We start from the raw sequence: 26136 nt of genomic DNA, 5'->3' as shown, positions 1-26136 counted from the left end.
GAATTTCCCAGTTTGGGCCCGTAAAATGGTCCGAATCCCATTTTCCGAGGAAAGGTCGAGCGAGTCGTGCGACGTCGCGATGCACGCGTTCAGGAGCCCGGCACCATTGGTGCCCCCGGCGCTGCACGCCACGGGGAAGCTCCCGGCACCCCCCGCCACATGAATGCTCCGAAGGGCCTCCCGCTCTGGCTCAGGGTCACCGCCGTGACGGTGTCGGTGCTGTTGGTCGCAGGTATCGCTTTCGCCGCCTACTGGGTCATCCGCTTGCAGTCGAACATCAGCAAAGCACCTTTGTCGGCAGGCGCTCCCAGGACCGAGGCCGCCGCAAACGACGCCACGGACCGCCAGCAGATCCTCATCCTCGGGTCCGACACGAGGGACGGAAAGAATTCGCAATACGGTTCAACGCAGGACTCCACCGGCTACGGCCAGTCGGATGTCATGATGCTGCTGGACATTTCGGCGGACAACAAGAGGGTGAGCCTCACCAGCTTTCCCCGTGACCTCTTGGTGGATGTTCCGAAGTGCACCGATCCCAAAACCAATACCGTCTATGAAGCCCATTCCAACGTCATGATCAACTCGGCGATGGCAGAAGCCGGGATCGGTTGCGCCGTGGACACAGTGAACAAGCTCACAGGTCTGCAAATCGATCACTTCATGATGGCCGACTTCAACGCCGTCAAGGAGCTGTCCAACGCCGTCGGCGGGGTCAACGTGTGTGTGAGCGACGCCGTCTACGACCCTGATTCCGGACTCCGGCTCCCCAAGGGAACATCGAGTGTCCAAGGGGAGCAGGCCCTGGCCTTCCTCCGGACCCGCCACGGTTTTGGCGACGGTAGTGACCTCGGCCGCATCCAGGCGCAGCAGGGTTTCCTCTCTTCGCTGACCCGGAAGATCAAATCCGACGGAACGCTAAGCAATCCGCAGAGCCTGCTGTCCATCGCGGATGCCGTGACAAAGAACCTGACCGTGGATGAAGGCCTGGCGTCGGTCCAGTCGCTCCTGACCATCGGGAGCCGCCTCAAGGACGTCGACCTGTCCAAGGTCGCGTTCGTCTCGGTTCCCACCCAGCCCGCCGCCGTCGATCCCAACAGGCTCGAATTGGTTGAACCGCAAGCCACCCAGCTGTTCGCCGCCATGCGCGCGAACCTGGACCTGACCACGCCGGGGGCCACTGCCAGTCCCTCGCCTGCGGCCTCGGGGGCCCCGTCCAGCAGCGCGGCACCGGCGCCGAGCACTCCTGCTGTTCCGGCCTACGACAAGGCCCTTCAGCCAGTGACCGTGGCAGACGGAACGGGCGTCGCGTCCCGCGGACAGGAGATCGCCGCTGCCCTGGTTGGCGGCGGATTCACGAAAGCCGCTCACTTCCTTGCAGCCGCCGTTCCCAAGACGGTTGTCTATTACGGGACCGGGTATGCCGACGTCGCGCCGGATGTCGCGAATCTCCTGGGGATCCCGGCCTCGCAAGTCGAACTATCCAAAGGTGTCGTCGGAGTCCAGGTCTATATCGGCAGTGACTTCAATTCCGGGACCAAGTACGGAGTTGCCTCCGTTCCGTCCGACGTCGTCAAGCAGACCGCAGGCGACGTGAAATGCCAGGCGGTCAACCCGGCACTCATCGCAAGGTAGTTGTTGCTGCCTACCAGATGCTGACGCGGTCCGCAGGCGACAACCACATTCCATCCCCGGCTTCCACCGCGAACGCCTCATGGAACGAGTCGAGGTTCTTGGCGATGGCGTTGGTCCGGAACTCGTTGGGGGAGTGCGGGTCCGTGGCGACGCGCCGGATGGCTTCCTCGGGACGGATGACCTGGCGCCAGCCGGCAGCCCAGGACATGAAGAAGCGCTGCTGTCCTGTCAGGCCTTCGAGAACGGGAGGCTCAGCACCGTCAAGGCTCAGGAGATAAGCCTTGTAGGCGATGGTCAGGCCGCCCAGATCGCCGATGTTTTCGCCGAGCGTGAGCTTCCCGTTGACCTTGTGCTCGGGAGCGGCATAGGGGGCAAGGGCATCGAACTGGGCAACAAGTTTCGCCGCCAGTGCTTCGAAGGCTTTGCGGTCTTCCTCGCTCCACCAATTCCGCAGCGCTCCACTCCCATCGAACTGGGAGCCTTGGTCGTCGAAGCCATGGCCGATTTCATGGCCGATGATGGCGCCGATGCCACCGTAGTTGACCGCGTCGTCGGCTTCCGCCGTGAAGAATGGCGGTTGCAGGATGGCAGCGGGGAAGACAATCTCGTTCAGCATCGGGTGGTAATACGCGTTGACCGTCTGCGGGGTCATGAGCCACTTGTCGAGATCGACCGGCTTGCCGACCTCATCGAGGTGACGGTCGACGTCGGCGTTGTGTGCCCGCTCGACGTTCCCCAGAAGATCACTCGGATCAATGTCGACGGCGGAATAGTCAATCCACTTGTCCGGGAAACCAATCTTGGGCCGGAAGGCCTCAAGCTTTTTCAGCGCTTCAGCCTTGGTGTCCTCGCCCATCCAGTCGAGCGCCGTGATGCTCCCGCGGTAAGCCTCGATCAGTTTGGCAACCAGCGTCTGCATCCTGGCCTTGTAACCTTCGGGGAAGTGGCGCTCAACGTAGATCTGGCCGACAGCCTCACCAAGGGCGGCTTCGACGACGGCGACTCCGCGCTTCCAGCGGTCCTTGTTCTGCGGAGTGCCACTCAGGGTGGTGCCGTAGAAATCGAAGTTTGCGTCCACGAACGCCGACGAGAGATAGGGGGCGGCGGCATTGAGCACACGCAGGGCCAGCCACTCCTGCCACGTGGCAAGGGACTCGGTCTTGACGAGGGAGGACGCACCGGCGAAGAAATCAGGAGTACTGACCACCAGCTCGGTGAATTTGTCTTCTTCAATCCGGGCAGAATCGAACCACGAGTCAAGGTACGGGAATAGTTCACGGCCCTGCTCCGCGGTCTTGAGGTTGTAGGTCTTCTGCGGATCGCGAAGGGTGACGTTGTCCCAGTGATGCGAGGCAAGGGCTTTTTCAAGGGCAACAACGCGCGCGGCGGCATCCTCGGCGTCGGGAATGCCTGCCAGGCCGAAGAGTTTGGCGACATATTTCGCATAGGCGCTGACAATGCCTTCGAACTTCTCGTCCCGATAATAGGACTCGTCGGGAAGGCCCAGGCCGCCCTGGCCGATGTACAACAGGATCCGGTCCGGGTTCCCGGCGTCGGGAGCAGGATAGATGGAAAACAGGCCGGACACATCCGAGCGGAACAGCCGCCCGGTCAGGGCAACCACTTCGGCCGGCGAAACCGTGGCAAAGACCTCCGCAAGCCGGGCGCGGATAGGCTCCATACCCTTGGCTTCGGTGGCTTCTTCGTCCATGAAGCTGTTGTAGAGCCCGCCTACTTTGCGTTCGATGCCGCTGGCGTCCTCGCCCTTTGCGGCAGCTTCCTCGATGATCGCTTTGACTGCCAGTTCAGCGCCATCCCGCAGCGCGGTGAACGTTCCCTCAAGCGGGCGGTCGTCGGGGATGACCGTCGACTTCAGCCACGCCCCGTTGACGTGCTGGTAAAGGTCGTCCTGCGGCCTGACGCTTTCATCGATGTTGGACAGTGTGATCCCCGACTGTGGCACAAGAACTCCTTCGGACGACGAGCGGAACCGGCTCACCGCCGTTACCGCGTCTGCATAGTGGACGTTGCTTCTGGTATTGCATTGTCATCATACGCACCCGTGTTACTGTGAAATGGTGCGTGCAGGAATGCTTCTCCTTAGCTGCCGCGGCGGGGCCTCGTAGGCGATCATTCGCTAGGCCAACCCTCGCTGCGGAGTTAGCTATGCCCGGCCAATCTTCCATCAAAGATTAAGAGAAAAGGCCCCTAAGTCATGCGCAACGCACAAAAGCCCTCCGGAATGCCCATTCATCGGTACCTGCCTTTCCAGGACCAGATTACTGTCGAGCTGCCGGACCGCACTTGGCCGGACAAGGTCATCACCAAGGCTCCGCGCTGGTGCGCTGTGGACCTCCGTGACGGCAACCAAGCCCTGATCGACCCCATGAGCCCGGCCCGCAAGCTGAAAATGTTCCAGCTGCTGGTCAAGATGGGCTACAAGGAAATCGAGGTCGGTTTCCCCTCCGCTTCGCAGACAGACTTCGACTTCGTACGGCAGCTCATCGAAGGCGGCCACATTCCGGATGACGTCTCCATCCAGGTCCTGACCCAGGCACGGGAACACCTGATTGAGCGCACCTACGAATCACTCGTCGGCGCCAAGCAGGCCATCGTCCACCTGTACAACTCCACCTCGGTCCTGCAGCGCCGCGTCGTGTTCAACCAGGACGAAGACGGGATCCTGGACATCGCCCTCCAGGGTGCCCGTTTGTGCAAGAAGTACGAGGAAACCCTCACGGACACCCACATCACGTACGAGTACTCGCCGGAGTCCTTCACCGGAACCGAGCTTGAGTACGCAGCGCGTGTTTGCAACGCGATCGCCGACGTCTTCGAAGCATCCGCGGACAAGCAGGTCATCATCAACCTGCCCGCCACCGTGGAAATGGCCACGCCGAATGTCTACGCCGACTCCATCGAATGGATGCACCGGAACCTGCACCCACGTGACGGCATCATCATCTCCCTCCACCCGCACAACGATCGCGGCACGGGCGTTGCAGCGGCCGAGTTGGGTTACCTGGCCGGCGCCGACCGCATCGAGGGCTGCTTGTTCGGCAACGGCGAGCGTACCGGCAACGTGGACCTGGTCACCCTGGGCCTGAACATGTTCGTCCAGGGCGTCGATCCAATGATCGATTTCTCGGACATCGACGAAGTACGCAGGACCGTGGAGTACTGCAACCAATTGCCCGTTCCCGAGCGTTCACCGTATGGCGGCGACCTCGTGTTCACGGCATTCTCCGGTTCGCACCAGGACGCCATCAAGAAGGGCTTCGAAGCCCTCGAGAAGGACGCTGCTGCGGCCGGCAAGGCCGTCGACGACTTCACGTGGCAGGTTCCCTACCTGCCGATCGATCCGAAGGACCTGGGCCGCAGCTACGAGGCCGTCATCCGCGTCAACTCCCAGTCCGGCAAGGGCGGTGTGGCGTACTTGCTCAAGAACGAGCACAGCCTGGACCTGCCGCGCCGGGCACAAATCGAGTTCTCCGGCGTCATCCAGCACCGCACCGACACCGTGGGCGGCGAAGTCAGCGGAGCCCAGCTGTGGGCGATGTTCCAGGACGAGTACCTGCCGGCCAGCACAGCAGATGGCCAGTGGGGACGCTATTCGCTGGGCTCCATCCGCACCGAGACCGATGAGTCCGGCGAGCTTTCCCTGCATGCAGCCCTGCGCATTGACGGCACGGTGGTCCAGCGAACCGGCACGGGCAACGGCCCGATCGCGGCCATGCTGGACATCCTGCGTCAAGACGGCGTGGACGTCCGCGTCCTGGACTACTCGGAACACGCCCTTTCCGAAGGTGGCAGCGCCACTGCCGCAGCATATGTTGAGTGCGCCGTTGGCGAGCGGGTCCTCTGGGGAGTCGGTATCGACCCCAACACGAGCACCGCTGCGCTCAAGGCAGTCATCTCCGCCGTCAACCGAGCCATCCGGGCCGTCCGGGCATAGCCATTTGCCGTGCGGTGCCGTCAACACGGCGCCGCACGGCTTCGCCGGACCCGATAAGGCCCGGTGTGGTGCGAAGATTAACTGTGGCCAATCCTTCGTCGTTTGCAGCGCGGTCCTATCGGGACGATGCCGTAGTGCTGCGCACCCACAAACTGGGCGAGGCGGACCGCATCATCACTTTGCTGACAAAGCACCACGGACAAGTAAGAGCGGTTGCCAAGGGCGTACGGCGTACCAGTAGCCGGTTCGGTGCCCGCTTGGAGCCGTTCATGGTGGCTGACCTGCAACTCGTTTCCGGCCGCACCTTGGACATCGTCACCCAGGCTGTCGCCAAAGGAGCCTATGGGAGCTCGATCGCCGCCGATTACTCCCGGTACACCGCCGCTGCCGCCATGACGGAAACGGCGGAGAAACTGACGGACGCCGACGCCGATTCGGGAACGGCCCAATACAACCTCCTTGTCGGGGCGCTTGCCGCGTTGAGCCGTTCCGACCACCCGCCGGAACTCATTCTTGACTCCTACCTGCTCCGGGCTTTGGCAACCGGCGGTTGGGCGCCCAGTTTCACGGATTGCGCCCGCTGCGGGGCGCGCGGTCCCCACACAGCTTTCTCCGCTCCCTTGGGCGGAATGATCTGCAATGACTGCCGCCCGCCCGGTTCGCCGGCACCCGCACCTGAGACCGTCGTCTTGCTGGGCGCGCTGCTGACGGGAGACTGGGCTACTGCGGATGTGTCCGAATCCTTGCATCGCCGCGAGGCCGCCGGACTGGTGGCGAGTTACCTGCAATGGCACCTAGAACGAGCATTGAAGTCCCTCAAACATGTGGAGCGAAGCTGAAAGTGGCACTGGGAAAAAAGAAGACGGCAACGGCGCGGACCACCCCGGTGAGGGCCCCCTACCACCATCCCTCGGGCGCCAGGCCGCCGGCCATCCCTGCCGAACTGGTACCGCGGCACGTGGCGATCGTCATGGACGGCAACGGCCGCTGGGCGAACCAGCGCGGCCTTCCGCGCATCGAGGGCCACAAGGCCGGGGAGCCGGCCCTGCTCGACGTCATGGCGGGTGCGATCGAACTGGGCATCAAGTACGTCAGTGTCTACGCTTTTTCCACCGAAAACTGGCGCCGTTCCCCGGAAGAGGTGCGCTTCCTCATGGGATTTAACAAGGACGTGCTACGCCGGCAACGCAACCAGCTCGATGAATGGGGAGTGCGGATCCGCTGGGCGGGACGGCGCCCCAGGCTCTGGGGCTCCGTCATCAAGGAGCTGGAGGAAGCCGAAGAGTACACGCGCGGCAACGACACGTGCACCTTGACCATGTGTGTTAACTACGGAGGGCGCGCCGAAATCGCCGATGCCGTGGCCGCGATTGCCCAGGATGTCGCTGATGGCCGCCTGAAGCCCGGCTCTGTGACCGAGAAAACCATCCAGAAGTACCTCGATGAACCGGACCTTCCGGATGTGGACCTGTTCCTGCGGAGCTCCGGTGAGCAGCGCCTCTCAAACTTCCTCTTGTGGCAATCGGCCTATGCGGAGTTCGTTTTCATGGACACGCTGTGGCCCGACGTCGACCGCAGGACTTTGTGGGACGCCGTCGAGATTTATGCCAAACGGGACCGCCGATATGGAGGCGCGGTAGACGCTGCGGCACCCCGCTGACCGCGGCCCGGAATTAGCACGAGCGTGCTTTGAAACCGCTCAGTCCGGATAGGAAGCCAACCAGATGGCCACATCCCTGTAGGCCTGCTGCCGGACGGTACGCCGTGACAGGAACACATCGTGGAGTGCACCCGGGTAGCGGAATACCGCCGTCCGGCGCCCGAGGCCCAGTGCCCGGCGGGCAGTCTGCTCGACGTCGATCACGGCGTCGACGCGCATGAGCTCCGCGGTCCACTCAGCCTGGATCCGGGTCCGGCCGGAAAGCAACACGAGCACCGGCGCATCGATGTTGAGTTTGCGTTCGACTGCAGCGTGGCCCGCCAGGACCGCCTTTGTCCACCCTGCGCGGATCGGGAAGGACGCCCGCGGCCTCCATTCGGGATCAAGGGTCCATTCGCCGTGCGCCAGGTTGCTCACGCTTTCCCAGTAAGCCGGCATCTCCGGAAACCGGAAAGGACGCTTGGGGTCGGTGCGCGCGAACGGCTCCACCACGTGCATCGCGATGCTGCGGATCAGGCTGCTGCCTTGGAGCTCCAACCACGGCGAATTCAACGTCAGGGTGGCGATGCGGCCGGGATTCCGGTCTGCCCACAGCGCCGCGATCAGGCCGCCCAGCGAATGGGCCAGGAGGTGAATGGTAGGTGCCTCCGCGCTACCCGTCAGCTCGGCGATATCCCGCTGGATGGCCTGCAGGGCGGCGTCGAGGTCTTCGTCATAGACCGTCAGGTCTGTGGTGTAACCGGGGGTCTGGCCCGGCCGCAGGCTCCGCCCGAACTTGCGCAGGTCGAGGGCATAGAAATGGAAGCCCGAGGCGCCCAGGAACTCGGCCAGTTCCGTCTGCATGAAGTAGTCGGCCCAGCCGTGGAGATACAGCACCACCCTCGGTGGCCCCTGGGTGACGGGAACGTCGCGCCGGCGCCGGCGTCGAGTGAATGCCGTCAGCGCATCCAGGAGTCCATGCGGCACCGACGGTGCGGCCACCGGGCGGACGTGTCGGACAAGGGTGGCGCAGACCGGCCCCTCCTCGTCCGGCTGGAGTTCGAGCTCCAAGGCCTCGAAACCGCCGCCCAGGAAGTCCTGTTGCCAGACCGGCAATCCCAATTCCGTGGTCATGCCATTTCCCCCGATTGTCCAAGCTCGCGGCCTGCCGGAGGTACCGTCCGTGGCCCATTGGTGATGTAGCCGCGAATCCAACGCGCGAGCCTGTCGTAAGCATCGGCGCGCACCGGACCGGCCGACAGGAATACATCGTGGAGGCCGCCATCCACCCGTTCGAGGGTGACGGTCCGGCCAAGGGTCATGGCACGGACGGCCATGGTATTGACGTCCAGGACGGCGTCCGAATGCCGCATCGACTCCTGCCAGACCATGCCGTTGGCGCTCGCTCCGGAAATCAGGACCAGGATCGGGATGTCTATCCTCAGCCCCCGGGCTACCCTCGTGTGGCCGCTGAGGACCGCACTGAGCCAACCGGCCCGCATGGGGAAGGCCAAAGGCGGCCGGTATTTTTCGTCGAGGAGCCATTCGCCTTCGGCCGAGCTGCTGATGCTGCGGAAATAGAAGCCGCGTTCGGGCAAACGCAGGATTGTCTTGGGCCAGAACCGTGCGAGCGGCTTCACCATGGCCTGGGCGGCGCGGCGGACCACGGAGCTTCCATGCATCTCAAGCCACGGACTATTGAGTACCAAGTATTGGACGGAGCCCGGATGGCTGCTGACCCACAACGCGGCCACGAGACCCCCGGTGGAATGTCCCATGAGGGTTAACGAGCCGGGCTCCGGGCGAAGCTGGCCTGCGGTGCGGATCATATCGATGGCTTTGCTGATTTCGGCGTCGTAGTCGTTCAGGTGCTCAACGTAACCGCCAGGTGTGTCTGCCTGCAGGCTGCGGCCATGGTTGTGCATGTCCAACGCATAGAAATGGAAGCCCTGTCCCGTCCAGAACTCCGCGAGGGCGACGTTGAAAAAGTAGTCGCTCCAGCCATGCAGGAACAAGACCGAACGGTTGGCCGGCGCGGGAGAATCACCGGGGTTGCCGGCGCCTTGGCGCGGAACATGGCGGACCAGCGTTGCGCGCCGGACAACGCCATCAGGTCCGGTCGCCTCGAATGCGCAACTTTCGAAGTCCGCACCGAGGATATCGGTCTGCCACTCCATGGGAACAGCTTAGACACTCGCCGCGGCATCGCGCCCGGCTGCGCGTCCGGAGAGCAGGCACCCGCCAAGGAACGTCCCTTCCAATGCCCGGTAGCCATGGATTCCCCCTCCGCCGAAACCGGCAGCCTCGCCCGCCGCATACAGACCGGGGATAGGAGCTCCGGAATCGTCAAGCACGCGTGAACGGAGGTCCGTTTGAAGTCCGCCGAGACTCTTTCGCGTCAGGACGGAGAGCCGGACGGCCAGGAGCGGACCGTGTTGCGGGTCGGTGAGCCGGTGCGGGGGCGCCACACGCATGATCTTGTCCGTGGCGAAACGCCGCGCCGCCCGGATCGCGGCGAGCTGCGGGTCCTTGCCCAGTCCGCTTGCGACCTGCGAGTCCCGATCGTGGATGAGTGAATCGAGCTGGACGGGATCTATGAGCGCTGAACCCGTGAGCGCGTTCATTTTCGCAGCGAGTTCGGCGGCCGTCGCTGCTTGCAGGAAATCCACGCCGCGGTCCAGGAAGAGGCGCAACGGCGAATCGCTTTCGGGTTTGAGCCTGGAAACAAGGAGCCTGATGTTCTTGTCAGTCAGGTCCGGGTTCTGTTCCGAGCCGGACAGGGCGAACTCCTTCAGCGCGATGGTGCGGTTGCACACGAACCACGAATGTCCGTGTCCGCCGGCCAGGATATGCCGGAGGGCGCCCCGCGAGTCGAAGCCCGGAAACAGCGGGGCTGGCAGCTGCCGTCCCGTCGCGTCAATCCACAGCGACGACGGACCGGGCAGTATCCGGATGCCGTGCGAAGGCCACACAGGGGAGTGGTTGTGGATGCCTTCGGGGTAGTGCCACATGCGGTCGCCATTGATGAGCCGCCCGCCGGCGGCTGCGGCGGCAGCGAGGAATTCGCCGTCGACCGATGCGGGTACACCGCTCAGCATGTGTTCCGGCGCACTCCCGCCGGGCCATTGCCTCCGCACCAAAGCGTGGTTCCCGCCGATCCCGCCGGTGGTCACGACGACCGCTCCCGCGGTCGCCGCAAAATGCCCGACGACGGTCCTTGGCGACGCTTCGCCGCGTCCGGCTCCGGACGCCTCCAAGATCTCGCCGTCGACCCCGGTGACGCGGCCCGCCGTCGTCGTGATCTGCGTGGCGCGGTGCCGGAAATGGAGGGATATCCTCCCGCGGGCCACGCCTTCGTGAACTTTCGCCAGGAACGGTTGCACGACGCCGGGTCCCGTGCCCCACGTGACGTGGAACCGCGGGACGGTGTTGCCGTGGCCTTGGGGACCATAGCCGCCGCGCTCGGCCCACTGCACAAGCGGAAAAAGCCGCATGCCAAGAGAGTTCAGCCACCGGCGCTTCTCGCCGGCGGCGAAATCCACGTAAGCTTCTGCCCACCGCCGGGCCCAGGAGTCTTCCTGCCGGTCAAAGGCCGCGGACGCCAGCCAGTCGCTCAAGGCGAGCTCGGCACTGTCCTTGACGCCCAGCCGCCGCTGCTCGGGGGAGTTGACCAGGAACAAGCCACCGAAAGACCAATGCGCCTGGCCGCCCACGGACGCTGAAGGCTCCTGGTCCAGGACAGCAACCCGTTTGCCGTCGGCGTAGGCTTGGGCGGCGGCGACCAGTCCCGACAATCCGGCGCCAATAATGACCACATCGGCTTCGATGATTGCCTGGGAGTGAACTCCATCACGTGGATTGCTCGGCATTCGTACATGCTACCGCCCGGTAACCGCCCTGGTTTGGTGCGCGACCCGTAAACCGGAAAACTAGGACCATGCGCGTTTACCCCACATTCTTCAAGCTGGCCTTCTCCTGGATGGATGCCGAAAAAGCCCACAAGATCGGCTTCCAGGCGATCCGCTACGCACACCGCTCAGGCGCAGGACGCGTCCTGGCCAAAATGACCGCTCCGCACCCCTCCCTGCGCACGGAGGCTTTCGGGCTGACGTTCCCTTCGCCCTTCGGCCTAGCGGCCGGCTTCGACAAAGAGGGCCACGGAATCGAGGCCCTCGCTGAACTGGGCTTCGGCCACGTGGAAGTGGGAACGATCACCGGCCAGGCGCAGCCCGGCAACGAGAAGCCACGGCTTTTCCGCCTGATCGAGGACAAGGCCGTGATCAACCGCATGGGCTTCAACAACGACGGCGCGGCAGCCGTGGCCCCGCGGCTCAAGGCTGCGAGGGCGGCTTTGCAGCGGACGCATTCGGGCGTTCGTCCCGTGATCGGAGTCAATATCGGCAAGACCAAGGTTGTCGAGCTCGACGACGCCGTTGAGGACTATTTGGTCAGCGCCCGCAGCCTGGCACCCGCCGCCGACTACCTGGTAGTGAACGTGAGCTCGCCCAACACGCCGGGACTGCGACTGCTCCAGAACGTCGAGACGCTTCGGCCCCTCCTGCGAGCGGTCGGAGAAGCCGCGGACGAATCCGCCGGCCGCCACGTGCCGCTGCTGGTCAAGATCGCGCCGGATCTGAGCGACGAAGACATCGACGACGTCGCCCGGCTCGCCTTGGACCTCAAGCTCGACGGGATCATCGCCACAAACACCACCATCAGCCGGGAAGGCCTGGTTTCGGATCCGCGCAAAGTGGAAGCGTGCGGCGCCGGCGGACTCTCCGGTGCGCCGCTCAAGGGGCGTTCGCTGGAGGTATTGCGCCGGCTGAAGGCTGCGGTGGGGGAGGGACTCGTGCTCATCGCGGTCGGCGGCGTGCAGTCCGCGGCCGACGTGCAGGAGCGGCTCGATGCCGGGGCAACCCTCGTTCAGGGATACACGGCATTCCTCTACGAAGGTCCGTTCTGGGCCGCCGGCATCAACAAGGCCTTGGCCAAACGGCGCAGTTAAGCGTCGCCGCTGAGCAAGGAGACGAGCATCTGAACTGCACCTGAACCGCCAAGTGCGGACAAAAAGACCCTGGAACAGCTGTTCCAGGGTCTTTTTGATTCGTCGGACTGTTGTCCGTGGCGATCGGGGGGTATTAAGCGGGGTACTGGCCTCGCTGCACCTGCGGCTTCGGCAGGCGCAGGCGACGGAATTGCAGGGAACGCATACTGCCGTACCAGACCGTGCCACGCTCGATGTCGCCGAACTTCTGCGTCAGGCCCTTGCGCAACTTGCGGGAAAGGATGAACACATCCGCGAAGACCGCGAGGAACATGACCCAGAAGCCGATCAGGATATAGCCCAGGGCGTTGCTGCCTGAAGGAATGACGAAGGAGATGACCACGAACAGCAAGGCTCCGAACATCAAGTACTCACCCAGGCTGAAACGGGCATCGACGTAGTCGCGTGCAAAACGCTTCTGGGGTCCTTTGTCCCGCAGCGGCAGGTACTTTTCGTCCCCGGTGTCCAAGGCCTGGCGCATTTTCTGGCGCTGATCCTGCACGGCAATGCGCTCGGCTTCCTTCGAGGCCTTGCGGTCCGTCGGCACGAGGGGGCGCTTGCGGGCCGCTTCCTGCTCCTTGCGCTTGGGCGTGGGAGCGCCCTTGCCAGCGCCTTTCACGGCGGCATCGGCGGCAAGCTGGTCTACTGGGTCTTGAGCGCTCGGCTCATCCTTTTTACGTCCAAACACCACTACAGAATACCCCGCAGGAACCGCTCCAAAGTCGACGTGACGTGCCGCCCCCGGAATGAGCCCGCCACGCCGCCAGGGCCGGTTCCCCAGCGCCACTCCCGGCGGTAGTGTTTTCGCCATGACTTCAATGAATGCGGAGATCCCGCAGACCTTTTCCGGCGGCTCCGGCACAATCAATGTTGATGCGCTTAAGTCCTCGATCGATGCTTCATTCGACGCGACCATGACCCGTTTGAAGGACCTGGTTGCCATCCCTGGGATCGCCTGGCCCAGCTTTGACCCGGCGGAACTGGAGCGAAGCGCCGAGGCTGTTGCGTCGCTGGTCCGCGAGTCGGGCTTCCGCGACGTGCAGATCCTGCGCTGCGACAAGGCCGACGGGACTCCCGGAGGCCCCGCCATCGTTGCTCGCCGCGTTGCCGCGCCGGGCAAAGCAACGATCCTGCTTTACGCCCACCACGATGTGCAGCCACCGGGCGACGTGACCTTGTGGGACACCGAGCCATTCGTCGCCGAAGAGCGGGATGGCCGCCTTTATGGCCGTGGCGCAGCCGACGACAAGGCCGGAATCATGGCCCACCTGGCTTCTTATGCCGCTGTAACCCAGGTGCTGGGAGACGATTTCGGCCTGGGGGTCACCTTGTTCTTCGAGGGCGAAGAAGAGGCGGGCTCGCCGACGTTCCGGACTTTCCTCGAAACACACCGCGAGCTCCTCGAAGCGAACGTCATCGTTGTGGCGGATTCAAGCAATTGGAAAGTCGGCGTTCCCGCGCTGACAACAAGCCTCCGCGGACTGGTGGACGGCACCTTCGAAGTTCGGGTCCTGGACCACGCAGTGCACTCCGGCATGTTCGGCGGTCCCGTACTGGACGCGCCGACCCTTCTGTCCCGCCTCATCGCCACCCTGCACGACGACGACGGCAACGTGGCCATCGAGGGCCTGGTAGCCAGGGATGACGTTGTAGAGGACGTTGATGAGGAGCAGTACCGCGCTGACGCCTCCGTGCTCGACGGCGTACGGCTCGCCGGCAGCGGCAGCATCGCCTCAAGGCTCTGGACCAAGCCAGCGTTGTCCATCATCGGCATCGACGCACCCGCCGTCGACGTCGCATCCAACACGCTGCTTCCCTCCGCTCGGGCAAAGTTCAGCCTGCGCTTGGCCCCCGGGCAGGATCCCGATGCCGCCATGGACGCCGTGGGAAGGCACCTGCAGGCGAACGCGCCCTTCGGAGCGAAGGTGACGTTCGTACCGGGGGAGCGCGGCAACGCCTTCTCCACAGATACAGAATCGGCGGCGGCCCGGATCGCGATGTGGGCACTCGGTGAAGCCTGGGGCGTGCCCGCTGTTGAAATGGGGATCGGTGGATCCATACCGTTCATCGCGGATCTCACGGAAACCTATCCCGATGTCCAGATCCTGGTGACTGGTGTCGAGGACCCGGACTCACGGGCCCACAGCGCCAACGAATCGCTTCACATCGGCGATTTCCGCAATGCCGTCCTGGCTGAGGCACTGATGCTCGCCAGGTTGAACACGGAAGGCCTCTGAGCCCCCACCTGCATCGACCGGGGAACAAGGTAACGCTCCCTGCGGTTACGTTAGAAGTTATAGCTATGCGCCGGCTCGACGTAGCATGTAGCTATAGCCCGCACGTATTTGGGTAAGGGCAGGCAGCGCGAAGGCGCAGCCGCCAAGAGCTTCATAAGAAGGTAGGCCAATGAGCACTGCAACCAACGAAAACAGCACCGGAGCGCAGCTCGCAGGCGGCGAGCTTCCTGAGCACGAGGTCAAGTTGACCGATGTCGCCGCAGGTAAGGTCCGGAGCCTTCTCGAACAAGAAGGCCGCACGGACTTGCGGCTCCGCGTCGCTGTTCAGCCGGGCGGATGCTCGGGCCTGATCTACCAGCTCTACTTCGACGAGCGCCTGCTCGACGGCGATGCCGTCCGCGATTATGACGGCGTCGAAGTGGTTGTCGACAAGATGAGCGTGCCTTACCTGAGCGGTGCCAGCATCGACTTCGAGGACACGATCTCGAAGCAGGGCTTCACCATCGACAACCCCAACGCCGGCGGGTCTTGCGCCTGCGGCGATTCGTTCCACTAGCCCGGGCATTCGCAGACTGTTGGCCCAGTTCAGGAACGGGTAGAACCCGGGCCGACGCACTGGGCCAGCATGTCGGCGAAAACCGCTCGGTAGCGGTAAGCTCTACATCGGGTAGTAAAACTTTAGTGTGCCCGGTGGGCTTCCGGCCGGCCGGGCTGCAGCAACAAGAGGAAGGGCCGTCTGTGAGTTCGCAGAACCGAACCGGCAGCCGACGCATAAAGATCACCTCGATCACTGGCTTGGCACTAGCCGGCGCGTTGGTTTTGACCGGATGTTCACCAGAGGTAGAAAAAGGCTGGTTGCCCACGGAACGTGGAACCACCAGCAACACCGATCGGATCATGGACCTCTGGGTCAACTCATGGATCGCCGCCCTTGCCGTCGGCATTATTACTTGGGGCTTGCTGGTCTGGTGCATCATCGCCTACCGCCGCCGCAAGGGCACCACGGGTTTCCCGAAGCAGCTTAGCTACAACCTCCCTCTGGAGGTCTTTTATTTGACCATTCCGCTGTTCATGGTGCTGGTGTTCTTCTACTTCACCGATCAGGACCAGCGTGCAATCGATGACCGCTCCCAGGCGGCTGACGTCACGATTGACGTCCGCGGCAAGCAGTGGGCTTGGGACTTCAATTACGTGAAGGGTCCGGTCATCGCCCAAGACGTTCACGAGGCCGGCGTTCAGGCGCACCTCACGGGCAACGCGATCGACTTGAATCAACTGCCGACGCTGTATCTTCCCGTGAACAAATCGGTTGACCTCGAGCTCAACTCCCGCGACGTCATCCACTCTTTCTGGGTTCCGGCCTTCCTTCAGAAGCGCGACGTGATTCCCGGCAAGACCAACTACATCAGGCTGACTCCCACCAAGGAGGGCACCTATGACGGCAAGTGCGCCGAACTTTGCGGTGAATACCACTCTGAGATGCTGTTCCGCGTGAAGGTCGTTTCCGAAGCCGAGTTCCAGGCACACATGGATCAGCTTCGCCAGAGCGGCAACACCGGTCTTCTCGATTCGAAGTACGACCGCAACCCGAACCTGAACGCAAAGAATTAAGGGACGCGACGTGGCTACTTACACTCAATCAGCCGGAGTCCTCGAGGCTCCCGTAGTACCGAAATCCAAGGGACGTATCGTCGTCAACTGGATCACCTCCACGGACCACAAGACCATCGGGTACATGTACCTGATCGCGTCCTTTGTGTTCTTCTGCCTGGGCGGCGTCATGGCCCTGCTGATGCGTGCAGAGCTCTTCGAGCCCGGCATGCAGATCCTGCAGACCAAGGAACAGTACAACCAGCTCTTCACGATGCACGGCACTGTGATGCTGCTGATGTTTGCGACGCCGCTCTTCGCGGGCTTCGCAAACGTCGTCATGCCGCTGCAGATCGGTGCCCCCGACGTTGCCTTCCCGCGACTGAACGCGCTGGCCTTCTGGTTCTTCCTCTTCGGCTCCACCATCGCGGTGTCCGGCTTCATCACCCCGCAGGGTGCCGCCTCCTTCGGCTGGTTCGCCTATGCGCCCTTGTCAGACACCACGTTCACCCCGGGCGTCGGTGGTGACCTCTGGGTCTTCGGCCTGGCTTTGTCCGGTTTCGGAACAATCCTCGGTGCGGTCAACTTCATCACCACGATCATCTGCATGCGGGCTCCGGGCATGACGATGTGGCGTATGCCGATCTTTACCTGGAACACCCTCGTGACGGCAATCCTGGTTCTCATGGCCTTCCCGCCGCTCGCCGCCGCGCTCTTCGCCCTCGGCGCTGACCGCCGCTTCGGTGCCCACATCTTCGATCCGGAGAACGGCGGAGCTGTCTTGTGGCAGCACCTGTTCTGGTTCTTCGGCCACCCTGAGGTGTACATCATCGCCCTGCCGTTCTTCGGCATTGTTTCGGAGATCTTCCCGGTGTTCAGCCGGAAACCGATCTTCGGCTATAAAGGGCTGGTCTACGCGACCATCGCCATTGCCGCTCTGTCAGTTACCGTCTGGGCGCACCACATGTACGTCACCGGATCGGTGCTGCTGCCGTTCTTCTCCTTCATGACGATGCTGATCGCGGTACCCACCGGCGTGAAGTTCTTCAACTGGATCGGTACGCTCTGGCAGGGTTCCATCACCTTCGAGACGCCCATGCTCTGGAGTATCGGCTTCCTGGTCACCTTCCTCTTCGGCGGTCTGACCGGCATCATCCTGGCCTCCCCGCCGCTTGACTTCCATGTCTCGGACTCCTACTTCGTCGTGGCGCACTTCCACTACGTGGTCTTCGGCACCGTTGTGTTCGCGATGTTCGCAGGCTTCTACTTCTGGTGGCCCAAGTGGACCGGCAAGATGCTCAACGAACGGCTCGGCAAGATCCACTTCTGGCTCCTGTTCCTGGGTTTCCACGGCACCTTCCTGATCCAGCACTGGCTCGGCGTCGAGGGCATGCCCCGCCGTTACGCTGACTACCTGCCGCAGGACGGCTTCACGTGGATGAACCAGTTCTCCACGATTTCATCCTTCGTGCTCGGCGCCTCGCTCCTGCCGTTCTTCTGGAACGTCTACATCACATGGCGCAGCAACAAGAAAGTAGAAGTAGACGATCCCTGGGGCTTCGGTGCCTCGCTGGAGTGGGCCACATCCTGCCCGCCGCCGCGACACAACTTCACGTCTTTGCCCCGCATTCGTTCCGAACGTCCTGCCTTGGACCTCCACCATCCGGAACTTGCCCAGCATCACACTGCAGAGAGCCCTGCGCCGGCAGCAAAGGTGCTCGGCAACGCTGATCAGAAGGACGCGAAATGAAAATCGAATCTTGGATTTTTGGAGCCGGGAGTTTTTTCTTCGTACCGGTAGCGCTGGTCTACGGCTTTCTGAACCACTGGGAAGAGTGGGTCGGAACCCTCGGCATTCTCCTGGTCGGTGGCCTGGCAGGCATGATCGGCGCTTACCTCGGTTTCACGGGCAAACGCGTCGGCATGCGTCCGGAAGACCGTCCGGACGCTGAAATCCACGAAGGCGCCGGCGAACAGGGACACTTCAGCCCCTGGAGCTGGTGGCCGCTGGTGCTTGGCCTGGCCTGTGCCGGGGGGTTCCTCGGGCTGGCTGTCGGTTTCTGGATCACGTTCGTCGCCGCCGGTCTGGCTGTCGTAGCCCTGGTCGGCTGGGTGTTCGAATACAGCCGCGGAGACCACGCGCACTAGAAATATTTGGACAACAACGGCGGGTCCCACCACTTGGTGGGGCCCGCCGTTGTTGTATCCGGATTTCCCCCGAGGCGCGCGCACGGCACGATTGCCGGCTCACTGCCCTTCTACGGCCTCCAGGACGGCCGAAAGCACAGCCAAGGCATCGTTGACCTCATCAAGCGCGCGCCCGGCTTGCAGCGCTTCTCCGGAGACCGACAGCACCACCTCGCACCCGTGGCCGAAGTCTTCGGTCATGACTTCGAGCAAAGACCGGGCATCCACCGCTTGCTGGCCGGGCTTACGAATCGTCACCGGAAGGCCCGTGGCCGTCACAGCCCGCACGAACATTGCAGCAGCCCGTGCATGGAGACCGATCTCTGCGGCGACAATGGCTTTGTGCTCGGGCAAACCGGCTCCTTTGATTCGGACGGCCAGATGCCGACTGCGATTTTGATCCATACAAGCGTAGCGCCGCAACACGACGGCTCCGTTCGCGGAGATCAGCTGGTCTAGACCTGCCCGTGGATTGGCCTACGCTTATTTCATGAGAGATTTCGTGGCCGGAGACCGTCGTGCCCGCTGAGGCAGCACGTATCGCGGGGGAGATCGACCGCAAGAGCGGCACTCCCATCTACGTTCAACTGCGCGAGATCCTGCGCAGCTACATCTCCGAGTCCTGCAAGCCCGGTGCGGCGTTGCCTTCGGAGCGCGACCTCTCCGATCGATTCGGACTTGCCAGGATGACGGTGCGGCAGGCCATCGATGCCCTCGTCGGCGAGGAAGTCATTGAACGCGTGGTTGGATTGGGAACTTTCGTCCGGAAGCCGAAGCTGGACCTCCAGGTGAAGCTCACGTCGTATAGCGAGGAAATGCAACGCCGCGGCATGGTTCCGGCGGCCAAGGTCCTGAGCTTTGAACAAATCTCGGCCAGCGCCTTCCTGGCGAGGGAACTCCAGCTGGAGGAGGGCACGCCATTGGTCCGCTTCAGACGGCTCCTCCTCGCTGACAACGAGCCCATGAGCGTGGACGAGAACTTCATCCCCGCCCATCGCGTGCCAGGTCTCTTGGACGATGCGCCCCCCACGTCGCTGTACAACGTGCTGAGTGAGAAGTACGGACTGGTGATGGAGTGGGGAGAGGACATGATCGAAGCAACGGCAGCTTCGCCATCAACGGCGCGGCTGTTGAACGTAGACGTCGGCACTCCGTTGCTCAAGATTCAGCGCCACGCTTTCGTCGCCCGCGCGATGGTGGACTACTCCGTGTCGTACTACCGTGCCGACCGGTACAAGTTGTGGGTCCCGTTGCAGCGCCCGGGCGTCCGGTCCACCCGGAGCCAATCGACGGGGTATCGCACCCACTAGCTCAAAGCATCCAGAACCGCCCGCCTGGAAACCCGGAGAACGAGATAAGGCCCCGTCCACATGGACGGGGCCTTATCTGTGCTATCTGCCGGAACTAGTGGCTAAGGCTCTTGTGCTCTTCGCCGGACTCGATGGCCTCGTGGTGGCCATGTCCGTGAGCGGCCTCAAGCTCGGCCGGCGTTGCCGGAGCAACACGGTCTTCGAAGAACCACTTCGACAACGCCGCGCGGCGCTTCTCCTTCGGGGTGACCACGCCGTGCTCGTTAGGCTCGGCCGCCAACGGGGACGGCGACTCGAAGCCCACAAGCTTGTAGTGCTTGTAGTCGTCCAGGGGCGCGTGCACCTCGATGAACTCACCATGCGGCAGGCGCACGATGCGCCCCGTTTCGCGGCCGTGCAAGGCAATCTCACGGTCCTTGCGCTGCAGGGCAAGGGCCACGCGCTTCGTCACCATGAATGCAATGATCGGGCCGATGAAGAACAGCGTACGCAGCCAGTACGTGACGTCGTTCAGGGCAACGTGGAAGTGGGTTGCGATCAGGTCCGAGCCGGCAGCCGCCCACATGACGCAGTACCAGGTAAAGCCTGCGACGCCGATGGCAGTACGGGTAGGAGCATTACGCGGACGGTCCAGAACGTGGTGCTCACGGTTGTCCTTGGTGATCCAGCGTTCGATCCACGGGTACATGAACAGCACCGTGAAAATGATGCCTGCGGGAACCAATGCGGGCAGCAGCACATTCAGCGTCAGCACGTGGCCGAAGATGATGTATTCGAAGTGGAAGTCGTTGACAACACCAGGCATGAGTCGCAAGGCGCCATCGACGAAGCCGATGTACCAGTCAGGCTGGGTACCGGCAGACACAGGGGAGGGGTCGTACGGCCCGTAGTTCCAGATCGGGTTGATAGTGAACATCGCGGCCATGAGCGCGACGACACCGAACACGATGAAGAAGAAGCCGCCGGCCTTTGCGGCGTAAACCGGGCCCAGGGGATAACCGACGACGTTGCCGTCGTTGCGACCAGGGCCAGGGTACTGCGTGTGCTTGTGCACAACCACCATGAAGAGGTGGATGACGATCATCAGCAGAATCATGGCCGGGACGAGCAGGATGTGCAGCACGTACAGGCGGCCGATGATGGCCGTTCCGGGGAACTCGCCTCCGAAGAGGAAGAACGAGATGTAGGTTCCGATCACCGGGATGGACTTAATGACACCGTCGATGATTCGCAGGCCGTTGCCGGAGAGCAGGTCATCGGGAAGCGAGTACCCCGTGAAGCCTTCAGCCATGGCCAGGATGAGCAGGACACCGCCCACTACCCAGTTCATTTCACGCGGCTTGCGGAAAGCGCCCGTGAAGAAAACGCGCAGCATGTGCACACCAAGCGATGCCACGAACAGCAAGGCCGCCCAGTGGTGGACCTGGCGGAAGAACAAGCCACCGCGGATGTCGAAGGAAATGTTCAGCGACGAGTTGTACGCGACGGACATTTCGACATTGGTCAGCGGCGTGTATGAACCCGAATAGTGGGTCTCAGCCATGGACGGGTCGAAGAAGAACGTCAGGAAGGTGCCCGACATCAGGAGAATGACGAAGGAATACAGCGCCACCTCACCGAACATGAAGGACCAGTGGTCCGGGAAGACCTTCCGGCCGAATTCACGCAGGATTCCGGATCCGCCGACGCGCTCGTCAACGAAGTCCGTAATCCGGCCAACCTTGGTTTTGGGTACGAAGGGGACTTCAGCTGTTGATGAGGCGCTCATGCTCGTCACGCTCCCAGTAACTCGGTCCTACAGGTTCTTTGAAATCGCTCGTTGCTACGAGGTAGCCCTCAGCGTCCACCGCGATGGGCAGCTGGGGGAGCGGACGGCTGGCGGGGCCGAAGATAACCTTGCATTCCTTGGTGAGGTCGAAGGTTGACTGGTGGCACGGGCACAGCAGGTGGTGCGTTTGCTGCTCATAAAGAGCAACAGGGCAACCTACGTGGGTACAGATCTTGGAGTAGGCAACGATTCCGTTGTAGCTCCAGGTTTCGCGGCCCTTGGAAATGGTCAAGTCATCCGGGTTGAGGCGCATGAGCAAAACGACGGCTTTTGCCTTCGCGTTGAGCTTGCCTTCCTGGAGTTCGTTGAGGCCTTCCGGGATCACGTGGAATGCAGAACCGATGGTCACGTCCGATGCCTTGATCGGAGTTCCGTCAGGGTCGCGGGTGAGGCGCTTGAGCTTGCCGTCCTGGGGAGCCCACATGGTGTGTGCGAGCGTGTTGTCGGGACGGGGACCAAGGTCACCAAACACTGCCAAAGCCGGAAGGGGCGCCAGCGCCACTGCACCCAAAAGGGTGTTGCGGATCAGCGGGCGACGCTTGATGCCGGTTTCCTCGACGATGTCCTCGACGATTCGCACGGCCGCCTGCCGGTCTTCCTCGGTGCGGATGGCGTGGCGCTCTTCCGAAACCTCGTGGTCCGGCATGAGGGCCTTGGCCCAGTGCACGATGCCGGTGCCGATGCCGAGCATCGCAAATGCGGTGCCCAGGCCAAGCAACAGGTTTTGGGTGCGGATCGTTGCGATCGTGGAGTCTTGCCCAAGATCGATGGCAAAGTACGACACCAGGAAGATCACCGTGCCGATGACGGAGATGCCAAACAGTATGGCCACCTGTCGCTCGGCTCGCTTAGCGGCTCTCGGGTCCGTGTCAGCCAGGCGCAAACGGTGCGGAGGAAGCCCAGGATCCTGGAACTTCTCCACAACATTCTGACCAGCCGTAGCTACGGTGCCCGAGTGGTTCGGACTGCCGTCACTATGGTTGCCCATAATTCGCCTCATCCTTCTCTCGTTGTCCCGGCCGTAACCGGGTTAATGTTCAATTCAAAACTGCTGTGGGGACAGCAGAAGTTTTTTTGTGGTGCGCTGGCCTAGGACGTACGCGACGTCAGCCAGATGGTGAAGGCGATGATGACGCCGAGGCCTGCAACCCAGACGAAGAGACCTTCGGATACCGGACCCAGGCCTCCGAGGTCGTTCCCACCAGGCGAGCCGTTGGCTTCGATCGTCTTCAGGAAGGTGATGATGTCGCGCTTGCCTTCAGGAGAGATGTTGGCGTCGTTGAAGACGGGCATGTTCTGCGGACCAGTGGCCATGGCTTCGTAGATGTGCTGTCCGGAGACCCCGGCGAGTGCCGGAGCGAACTTTCCACGGGTCAAGGCACCGCCTGCGGCCGCGGCGTTGTGGCACATCGCGCAGTTCACGCGGAAGAGTTCGCCACCCTTGGCGGCATCTCCCTTTTCGTCGAGCAGCGATGCATCGGGAATGGCCGGACCAGCGCCGAGCGAAGCGACGTAAGCCGCCAGCTGCTGCGTCTGCTGATCGTTGAACTGCCTTGGCTTTTCTTGGGCCTGGGGTCCGTTCATCTGCATGGGCATACGGCCGGTGCCAACCTGGAAGTCAACTGCAGCAGCACCCACACCGACCAGCGACGGAGCGTCCTTGGTTCCGCTCGCGCCCATGCCGTGGCAGGTGGCGCAGTTTGCGGCAAAGAGCTTGCCACCTTCCTGGGCGTCGCTGGCGCTGAAGGTAGTGGTGTCTGCCTTCGCCTGGTTGACCGTCGTGGCAACGGCGTAAAGCCCACCAGTGACGAGGAGTCCCAACAACAGCAGCGCAATGGCTGCCAGTGGATGACGTCGCTTCTGCGAGAGTGCCTTCACGTGGTGGTTCCTTTATTCGATCCTGCGTCGGCTCCGTGAGCCGCTTCTTTAAAATTCATCCTCTTGTGGAACAAGAGTGGGTGCCGGGCTACTTGAGGACGTAGATGACCAGGAAGAGGCCGATCCACACAACATCCACGAAGTGCCAATAGTACGAGGTAACGATTGCCGAGGTCGCTTCAAAGTGTCCGAACTTCTTGGCGGCGTATGCACGGCCAATGATGAACAGGAAGGCGATGAGGCCGCCAATGACGTGGAGACCGTGGAAGCCGGTTGTGATGTAGAACGAGGAACCGTAGGCATTGGCCGAGAGCGTAACGTGCTCGGACACAAGCATCGCGTATTCGGTGGTTTGGCCGGCAACGAAGAAGGAGCCCATGATGAACGTCAGGATGAACCATTCGTTCATGCCCCAGCGGGTGAACTGCAGCACACCACCTCGACGGCGCGGCTCAAGTCGCTCGGCAGCGAAGACGCCCATCTGGCAAGTGAAGGAACTTGACACGAGGACGATCGTGTTTACAAGCGCAAACGGGAAGTTGAGCTTGCCGGTTTCTTCCGCCCACAAGGCGCCCGACGTAGAGCGCAGCGTGAAGTACATGGCGAAGAGACCGGCGAAGAACATCAACTCACTGGAAAGCCACACAACGGTTCCAACGGAAACCAAATTGGGGCGATTCAGCGTCGGGTGCGCCGGGGTACTGGGGGCATGGGTCGCAGATGTCACAAGGACATTATGTCTGTAAAAGTCCGGACTTCCCAATGCGAACCGCCATTTGGGGAGACTTTTTCTACAAACACGCGAATTCGCGCGGAAAAGTTCCCGGCGTCCTTAGCATTGGTCACGGAGCCGGGTGGATCGCTAGCATCAAGTGGTGACTTCACAGGCATCTGCAGAGCAGGCAAGCAACTCGTGGCCCGGACTCATCTCCGCATTGATCAACGGGCATGACCTCTCGGTCGAGAACACAGCATGGGCCATGAACACGATCATGTCCGGAGAAGCCGCCCCTTCCCAGATTGCCGGTTTCCTCGTTGCCCTGCGCGCCAAAGGGGAAACGGTGGATGAAGTCACCGGACTGGTTGAGGCAATGCTCTCCAACGCCAAGCCCGTGAGCATTCCGGGCGAAAAGCTCGACATCGTAGGCACCGGCGGCGATCGGCTGAACACCGTCAATATCTCGACGATGGCGGCACTTGTCGCGGCCGGCGCGGGAGCACGCGTCGTAAAGCACGGAAACAGGGCGGCATCGTCGTCGTCGGGCTCCGCAGATGTCCTGGAAGCCTTGGGCGTGAGGCTCGACTTGCCGATCGAACGCGTAGCCCGCAACGCCGAAGAGGCGGGAATCACCTTCTGTTTCGCCCAGGTATTCCACCCGTCGTTCCGGCATACCGGTGTTGTCCGGGCGGAACTTGGCATTCCCACGGCCTTCAACTTCCTGGGACCAATGACCAACCCTGCCCACGTCCAGGCTTCAGCCGTGGGGGTTGCCAACGCCACCATGGCTCCGTTGATCGCCGGGGTCCTGGCGCGCCGGGGGAGCCGCGGATTGGTGTTCCGCGGGGAAGACGGACTCGATGAACTCACCACCACCGGACCATCCACGGTGTGGGAAATCAGGAACGGGCAAGTCACCGGGCAGCGGTTCTCGCCGGCCGATCTTGGGATCGCCGCGGCGACTGTCGCCGATCTCCGAGGCGGCGACGCCAAGGCGAATGCCGCCGTCGTGCGCGAAGTACTTGAGGGGAAGCCGGGCCCGGTCCGAGATGCCGTATTGCTCAACGCCGCCGCAGGCCTGGTGGCCTTCGATACTTCTGCCGAGGGGTCGTTCCTGGAACGAATGAAGTCGGCCTGGCTGCGGGCTGCGGAATCCATTGATTCCGGAGCGGCTTCAAGGGTCCTCGACACATGGGTCGGACTCAGCCAAAGCTAGGCGCGGCGCCAGGATTCCGGCTGTTACTGCTCGAAGCCCAGCGAAAACGCGGCGTCCAGATCATGCTGTGAGTATGCGCGGAAGGCGATATGCGTGGTGGTGTGAACCACTGCGGGAACCTTCGAGAGTTTGTCGGCGATGACGTCCGCCAACTCCTCGTGCTTCGCCACACGCGCCACAGCAATAAGATCCCATTCCCCTGTGACGGAGTAGACCTCGCTGATCCCTTGGATGGCGGAGATCTCTTCGGCCGTCTCCGGGATGCGTGAAGCGTCGGTCTTGATCAGGACAAAAGCGGTGATCACTGGGGGCGGCCTTTCCGAAGTGCAGCAGTGGACGTAGCAAGCCTAGTCCATCGGCGGGTGCTTAGGACTGGCGGCTCCGTCGACGGACCCGCACCACAAGGGCGATCACGGCGCGGTAGCCAAGCAGCAGGATCGCCAAGCTGATCAGGGCGACAATGATGAACGCGGGCACCACCGTCTGTCCGGTGGCCGCACGCAAAAGCATGCCCCCGGCCACGGTTCCGATCCATATGCCGACGCCAGCCGGCCAGGTCTTGAAGGGTGCCCTCCAGGCCCGCACAATGAGCCAAGCGATCACGGCACCGGCAAGAAACGGCCAAGCCGTAGCAAAGACCCCGGTCAGCACATCAGCACGCTGGTGTGCGTCGCGGCCAATGGCGGCGAAAACAAGAATGAGGATTGCGTCTGCCAGTCCGGCGATGAGGGCAGTGCGGACCAGGGCGGAATTTGCGGAAGGCATGGAAACGACACTATCCCGCACTGATGCCGAACTCGAACCGAAGGTCCTACGCATGCCACCGGGCTCTTGAACATGCACCCCTTGAACCAGTACTGAGTACCGCGGAAGATGTGGCTACGACACTTGAAGCGACGCCG

The 26136-nt window shown here is 62.6% G+C and carries 24 protein-coding genes; 12 read left to right on the top strand and 12 right to left on the bottom strand.

Going from position 1 to position 26136, the window contains the following annotated elements:
• The first annotated feature begins 66 nt into the window (after positions 1–66).
• The gene (locus ABEA18_RS01830) at positions 67–1632 is read left to right on the top strand and encodes an LCP family protein (RefSeq protein ID WP_345447463.1); all 1566 of its coding nucleotides are present in this window, start codon (positions 67–69) and stop codon (positions 1630–1632) included.
• Positions 1633–1642: 10 nt separating this feature from the next.
• Here the strand turns inward: ABEA18_RS01830 and ABEA18_RS01825 are convergent, their stop codons facing one another.
• Positions 1643–3595: a M13 family metallopeptidase gene (locus ABEA18_RS01825; protein ID WP_345447461.1), complete on the bottom strand. Its 1953-nt coding sequence runs from the start codon at positions 3593–3595 to the stop codon at positions 1643–1645.
• A 252-nt stretch (positions 3596–3847) separates the two neighbouring features.
• Between ABEA18_RS01825 and leuA the strand changes: the two genes are divergently transcribed.
• From leuA to ABEA18_RS01810, 3 genes are all read left to right on the top strand, one after another.
• Entirely contained in the window at positions 3848–5587 is a 1740-nt protein-coding gene (gene leuA / locus ABEA18_RS01820; protein WP_345447459.1) for a 2-isopropylmalate synthase, read from the top strand.
• 83 nt (positions 5588–5670) lie between these two features.
• A complete protein-coding gene (gene recO, locus ABEA18_RS01815) occupies positions 5671–6426 on the top strand; it encodes a DNA repair protein RecO (protein WP_345447763.1) in 756 nt (251 codons plus the stop codon).
• 2 nt (positions 6427–6428) lie between these two features.
• Positions 6429–7247 carry an isoprenyl transferase gene (locus tag ABEA18_RS01810; protein ID WP_345447457.1) on the top strand — a complete coding sequence of 273 codons (819 nt, stop codon included), beginning with the start codon at positions 6429–6431 and terminating at the stop codon, positions 7245–7247.
• Positions 7248–7286: 39 nt separating this feature from the next.
• On the opposite strand, the gene ABEA18_RS01805 is transcribed toward ABEA18_RS01810, so the two are convergent.
• Genes ABEA18_RS01805 through ABEA18_RS01795 form a run of 3 tightly spaced genes read right to left on the bottom strand, consistent with a single transcriptional unit; the run spans position 7287 to position 11095 of the window.
• The gene (locus tag ABEA18_RS01805) at positions 7287–8360 is read right to left on the bottom strand and encodes an alpha/beta hydrolase (protein ID WP_345447454.1); all 1074 of its coding nucleotides are present in this window, start codon (positions 8358–8360) and stop codon (positions 7287–7289) included.
• Positions 8357–9403 (bottom strand): alpha/beta hydrolase, encoded by a 1047-nt coding sequence (locus ABEA18_RS01800; RefSeq protein ID WP_345447451.1) that lies wholly within the window; start codon positions 9401–9403, stop codon positions 8357–8359. Before ABEA18_RS01800 ends, ABEA18_RS01805 begins: the two co-directional genes overlap by 4 nt.
• Positions 9404–9412: 9 nt before the next feature.
• A complete protein-coding gene (locus ABEA18_RS01795; RefSeq protein WP_345447449.1) occupies positions 9413–11095 on the bottom strand; it encodes an FAD-binding dehydrogenase in 1683 nt (560 codons plus the stop codon).
• Between the two features lie 68 nt (positions 11096–11163).
• On the opposite strand from ABEA18_RS01795, the gene ABEA18_RS01790 reads away from it, so the two are divergent.
• Positions 11164–12231 (top strand): quinone-dependent dihydroorotate dehydrogenase, encoded by a 1068-nt coding sequence (locus ABEA18_RS01790; RefSeq protein ID WP_345447446.1) that lies wholly within the window; start codon positions 11164–11166, stop codon positions 12229–12231.
• A gap of 133 nt (positions 12232–12364) precedes the next feature.
• On the opposite strand, the gene ABEA18_RS01785 is transcribed toward ABEA18_RS01790, so the two are convergent.
• Positions 12365–12958 carry a DUF3043 domain-containing protein gene (locus tag ABEA18_RS01785; protein WP_345447762.1) on the bottom strand — a complete coding sequence of 198 codons (594 nt, stop codon included), beginning with the start codon at positions 12956–12958 and terminating at the stop codon, positions 12365–12367.
• 121 nt (positions 12959–13079) lie between these two features.
• Here ABEA18_RS01785 and ABEA18_RS01780 point away from each other — a divergent pair, with 121 nt between their 5' ends.
• From ABEA18_RS01780 to ABEA18_RS01760, 5 genes are all read left to right on the top strand, one after another.
• Complete coding sequence (locus ABEA18_RS01780; protein ID WP_345447443.1) at positions 13080–14507, top strand: dipeptidase; 1428 nt, start codon at positions 13080–13082, stop codon at positions 14505–14507.
• Positions 14508–14676: 169 nt separating this feature from the next.
• Positions 14677–15063, top strand: coding sequence for a HesB/IscA family protein (locus ABEA18_RS01775; protein ID WP_059390004.1), 387 nt, complete (start codon positions 14677–14679; stop codon positions 15061–15063).
• Positions 15064–15245: 182 nt separating this feature from the next.
• Positions 15246–16118 (top strand): aa3-type cytochrome oxidase subunit II, encoded by an 873-nt coding sequence (ctaC, locus tag ABEA18_RS01770; RefSeq protein WP_345447440.1) that lies wholly within the window; start codon positions 15246–15248, stop codon positions 16116–16118.
• Between the two features lie 10 nt (positions 16119–16128).
• Positions 16129–17847 carry an aa3-type cytochrome oxidase subunit I gene (gene ctaD, locus ABEA18_RS01765; RefSeq protein WP_345447437.1) on the top strand — a complete coding sequence of 573 codons (1719 nt, stop codon included), beginning with the start codon at positions 16129–16131 and terminating at the stop codon, positions 17845–17847.
• Positions 17844–18245, top strand: coding sequence for a cytochrome c oxidase subunit 4 (locus tag ABEA18_RS01760; RefSeq protein WP_345447434.1), 402 nt, complete (start codon positions 17844–17846; stop codon positions 18243–18245). The genes ctaD and ABEA18_RS01760 overlap by 4 nt, the downstream gene beginning before the upstream one ends.
• A gap of 99 nt (positions 18246–18344) precedes the next feature.
• Here the strand turns inward: ABEA18_RS01760 and ABEA18_RS01755 are convergent, their stop codons facing one another.
• Complete coding sequence (locus ABEA18_RS01755) at positions 18345–18638, bottom strand: HPr family phosphocarrier protein (protein ID WP_345447431.1); 294 nt, start codon at positions 18636–18638, stop codon at positions 18345–18347.
• Between the two features lie 164 nt (positions 18639–18802).
• On the opposite strand from ABEA18_RS01755, the gene ABEA18_RS01750 reads away from it, so the two are divergent.
• Positions 18803–19594 carry a GntR family transcriptional regulator gene (locus ABEA18_RS01750; protein ID WP_345447429.1) on the top strand — a complete coding sequence of 264 codons (792 nt, stop codon included), beginning with the start codon at positions 18803–18805 and terminating at the stop codon, positions 19592–19594.
• A gap of 94 nt (positions 19595–19688) precedes the next feature.
• On the opposite strand, the gene qcrB is transcribed toward ABEA18_RS01750, so the two are convergent.
• The 4 genes from qcrB to ctaE all read right to left on the bottom strand — a co-directional run bounded on the left by qcrB (position 19689) and on the right by ctaE (position 24027).
• Positions 19689–21362, bottom strand: a complete 1674-nt coding sequence (gene qcrB, locus ABEA18_RS01745; protein ID WP_345447427.1) for a cytochrome bc1 complex cytochrome b subunit — start codon at positions 21360–21362, stop codon at positions 19689–19691.
• Complete coding sequence (qcrA, locus tag ABEA18_RS01740) at positions 21340–22410, bottom strand: cytochrome bc1 complex Rieske iron-sulfur subunit (RefSeq protein ID WP_284752219.1); 1071 nt, start codon at positions 22408–22410, stop codon at positions 21340–21342. The genes qcrB and qcrA overlap by 23 nt, the downstream gene beginning before the upstream one ends.
• 101 nt (positions 22411–22511) lie before the next feature.
• Complete coding sequence (gene qcrC / locus ABEA18_RS01735) at positions 22512–23300, bottom strand: cytochrome bc1 complex diheme cytochrome c subunit (protein ID WP_345447421.1); 789 nt, start codon at positions 23298–23300, stop codon at positions 22512–22514.
• Between the two features lie 88 nt (positions 23301–23388).
• A complete protein-coding gene (ctaE, locus tag ABEA18_RS01730; protein WP_084784675.1) occupies positions 23389–24027 on the bottom strand; it encodes an aa3-type cytochrome oxidase subunit III in 639 nt (212 codons plus the stop codon).
• A 148-nt stretch (positions 24028–24175) separates the two neighbouring features.
• On the opposite strand from ctaE, the gene trpD reads away from it, so the two are divergent.
• The gene (trpD, locus tag ABEA18_RS01725; RefSeq protein WP_345447417.1) at positions 24176–25234 is read left to right on the top strand and encodes an anthranilate phosphoribosyltransferase; all 1059 of its coding nucleotides are present in this window, start codon (positions 24176–24178) and stop codon (positions 25232–25234) included.
• A 23-nt stretch (positions 25235–25257) separates the two neighbouring features.
• Here trpD and ABEA18_RS01720 read toward each other — a convergent pair whose 3' ends face one another.
• Positions 25258–25539, bottom strand: coding sequence for an Lrp/AsnC family transcriptional regulator (locus ABEA18_RS01720; protein ID WP_078108932.1), 282 nt, complete (start codon positions 25537–25539; stop codon positions 25258–25260).
• Between the two features lie 61 nt (positions 25540–25600).
• On the bottom strand, positions 25601–25999 hold the full coding sequence (locus ABEA18_RS01715; protein ID WP_345447414.1) for a DUF3054 domain-containing protein: 399 nt from the start codon (positions 25997–25999) through the stop codon (positions 25601–25603).
• Positions 26000–26136: the final 137 nt, after the last annotated feature.

This window comes from Arthrobacter gyeryongensis, assembly GCF_039543785.1.
Classification (GTDB): Bacteria; Actinomycetota; Actinomycetes; order Actinomycetales; family Micrococcaceae; genus Arthrobacter; species Arthrobacter gyeryongensis.
The sequence above is the reverse complement of the archived record's forward strand: the minus strand, read 5'-3'. Positions and strand labels throughout refer to the sequence as shown.

Coding starts and splice junctions, on each gene's coding strand:
- leuA (WP_345447459.1), top strand. CDS start 3,848: ATGCGCAACGCACAAAAGCCCTCCGGAATGCCCATTCATCGGTACCTG.
- ABEA18_RS01805 (WP_345447454.1), bottom strand. CDS start 8,360: ATGACCACGGAATTGGGATTGCCGGTCTGGCAACAGGACTTCCTGGGC.
- ABEA18_RS01800 (WP_345447451.1), bottom strand. CDS start 9,403: ATGGAGTGGCAGACCGATATCCTCGGTGCGGACTTCGAAAGTTGCGCA.
- ABEA18_RS01795 (WP_345447449.1), bottom strand. CDS start 11,095: ATGCCGAGCAATCCACGTGATGGAGTTCACTCCCAGGCAATCATCGAA.
- ABEA18_RS01790 (WP_345447446.1), top strand. CDS start 11,164: ATGCGCGTTTACCCCACATTCTTCAAGCTGGCCTTCTCCTGGATGGAT.
- ABEA18_RS01780 (WP_345447443.1), top strand. CDS start 13,080: ATGACTTCAATGAATGCGGAGATCCCGCAGACCTTTTCCGGCGGCTCC.
- ABEA18_RS01775 (WP_059390004.1), top strand. CDS start 14,677: ATGAGCACTGCAACCAACGAAAACAGCACCGGAGCGCAGCTCGCAGGC.
- ABEA18_RS01760 (WP_345447434.1), top strand. CDS start 17,844: ATGAAAATCGAATCTTGGATTTTTGGAGCCGGGAGTTTTTTCTTCGTA.
- qcrB (WP_345447427.1), bottom strand. CDS start 21,362: ATGAGCGCCTCATCAACAGCTGAAGTCCCCTTCGTACCCAAAACCAAG.
- qcrA (WP_284752219.1), bottom strand. CDS start 22,410: ATGGGCAACCATAGTGACGGCAGTCCGAACCACTCGGGCACCGTAGCT.
- ABEA18_RS01715 (WP_345447414.1), bottom strand. CDS start 25,999: ATGCCTTCCGCAAATTCCGCCCTGGTCCGCACTGCCCTCATCGCCGGA.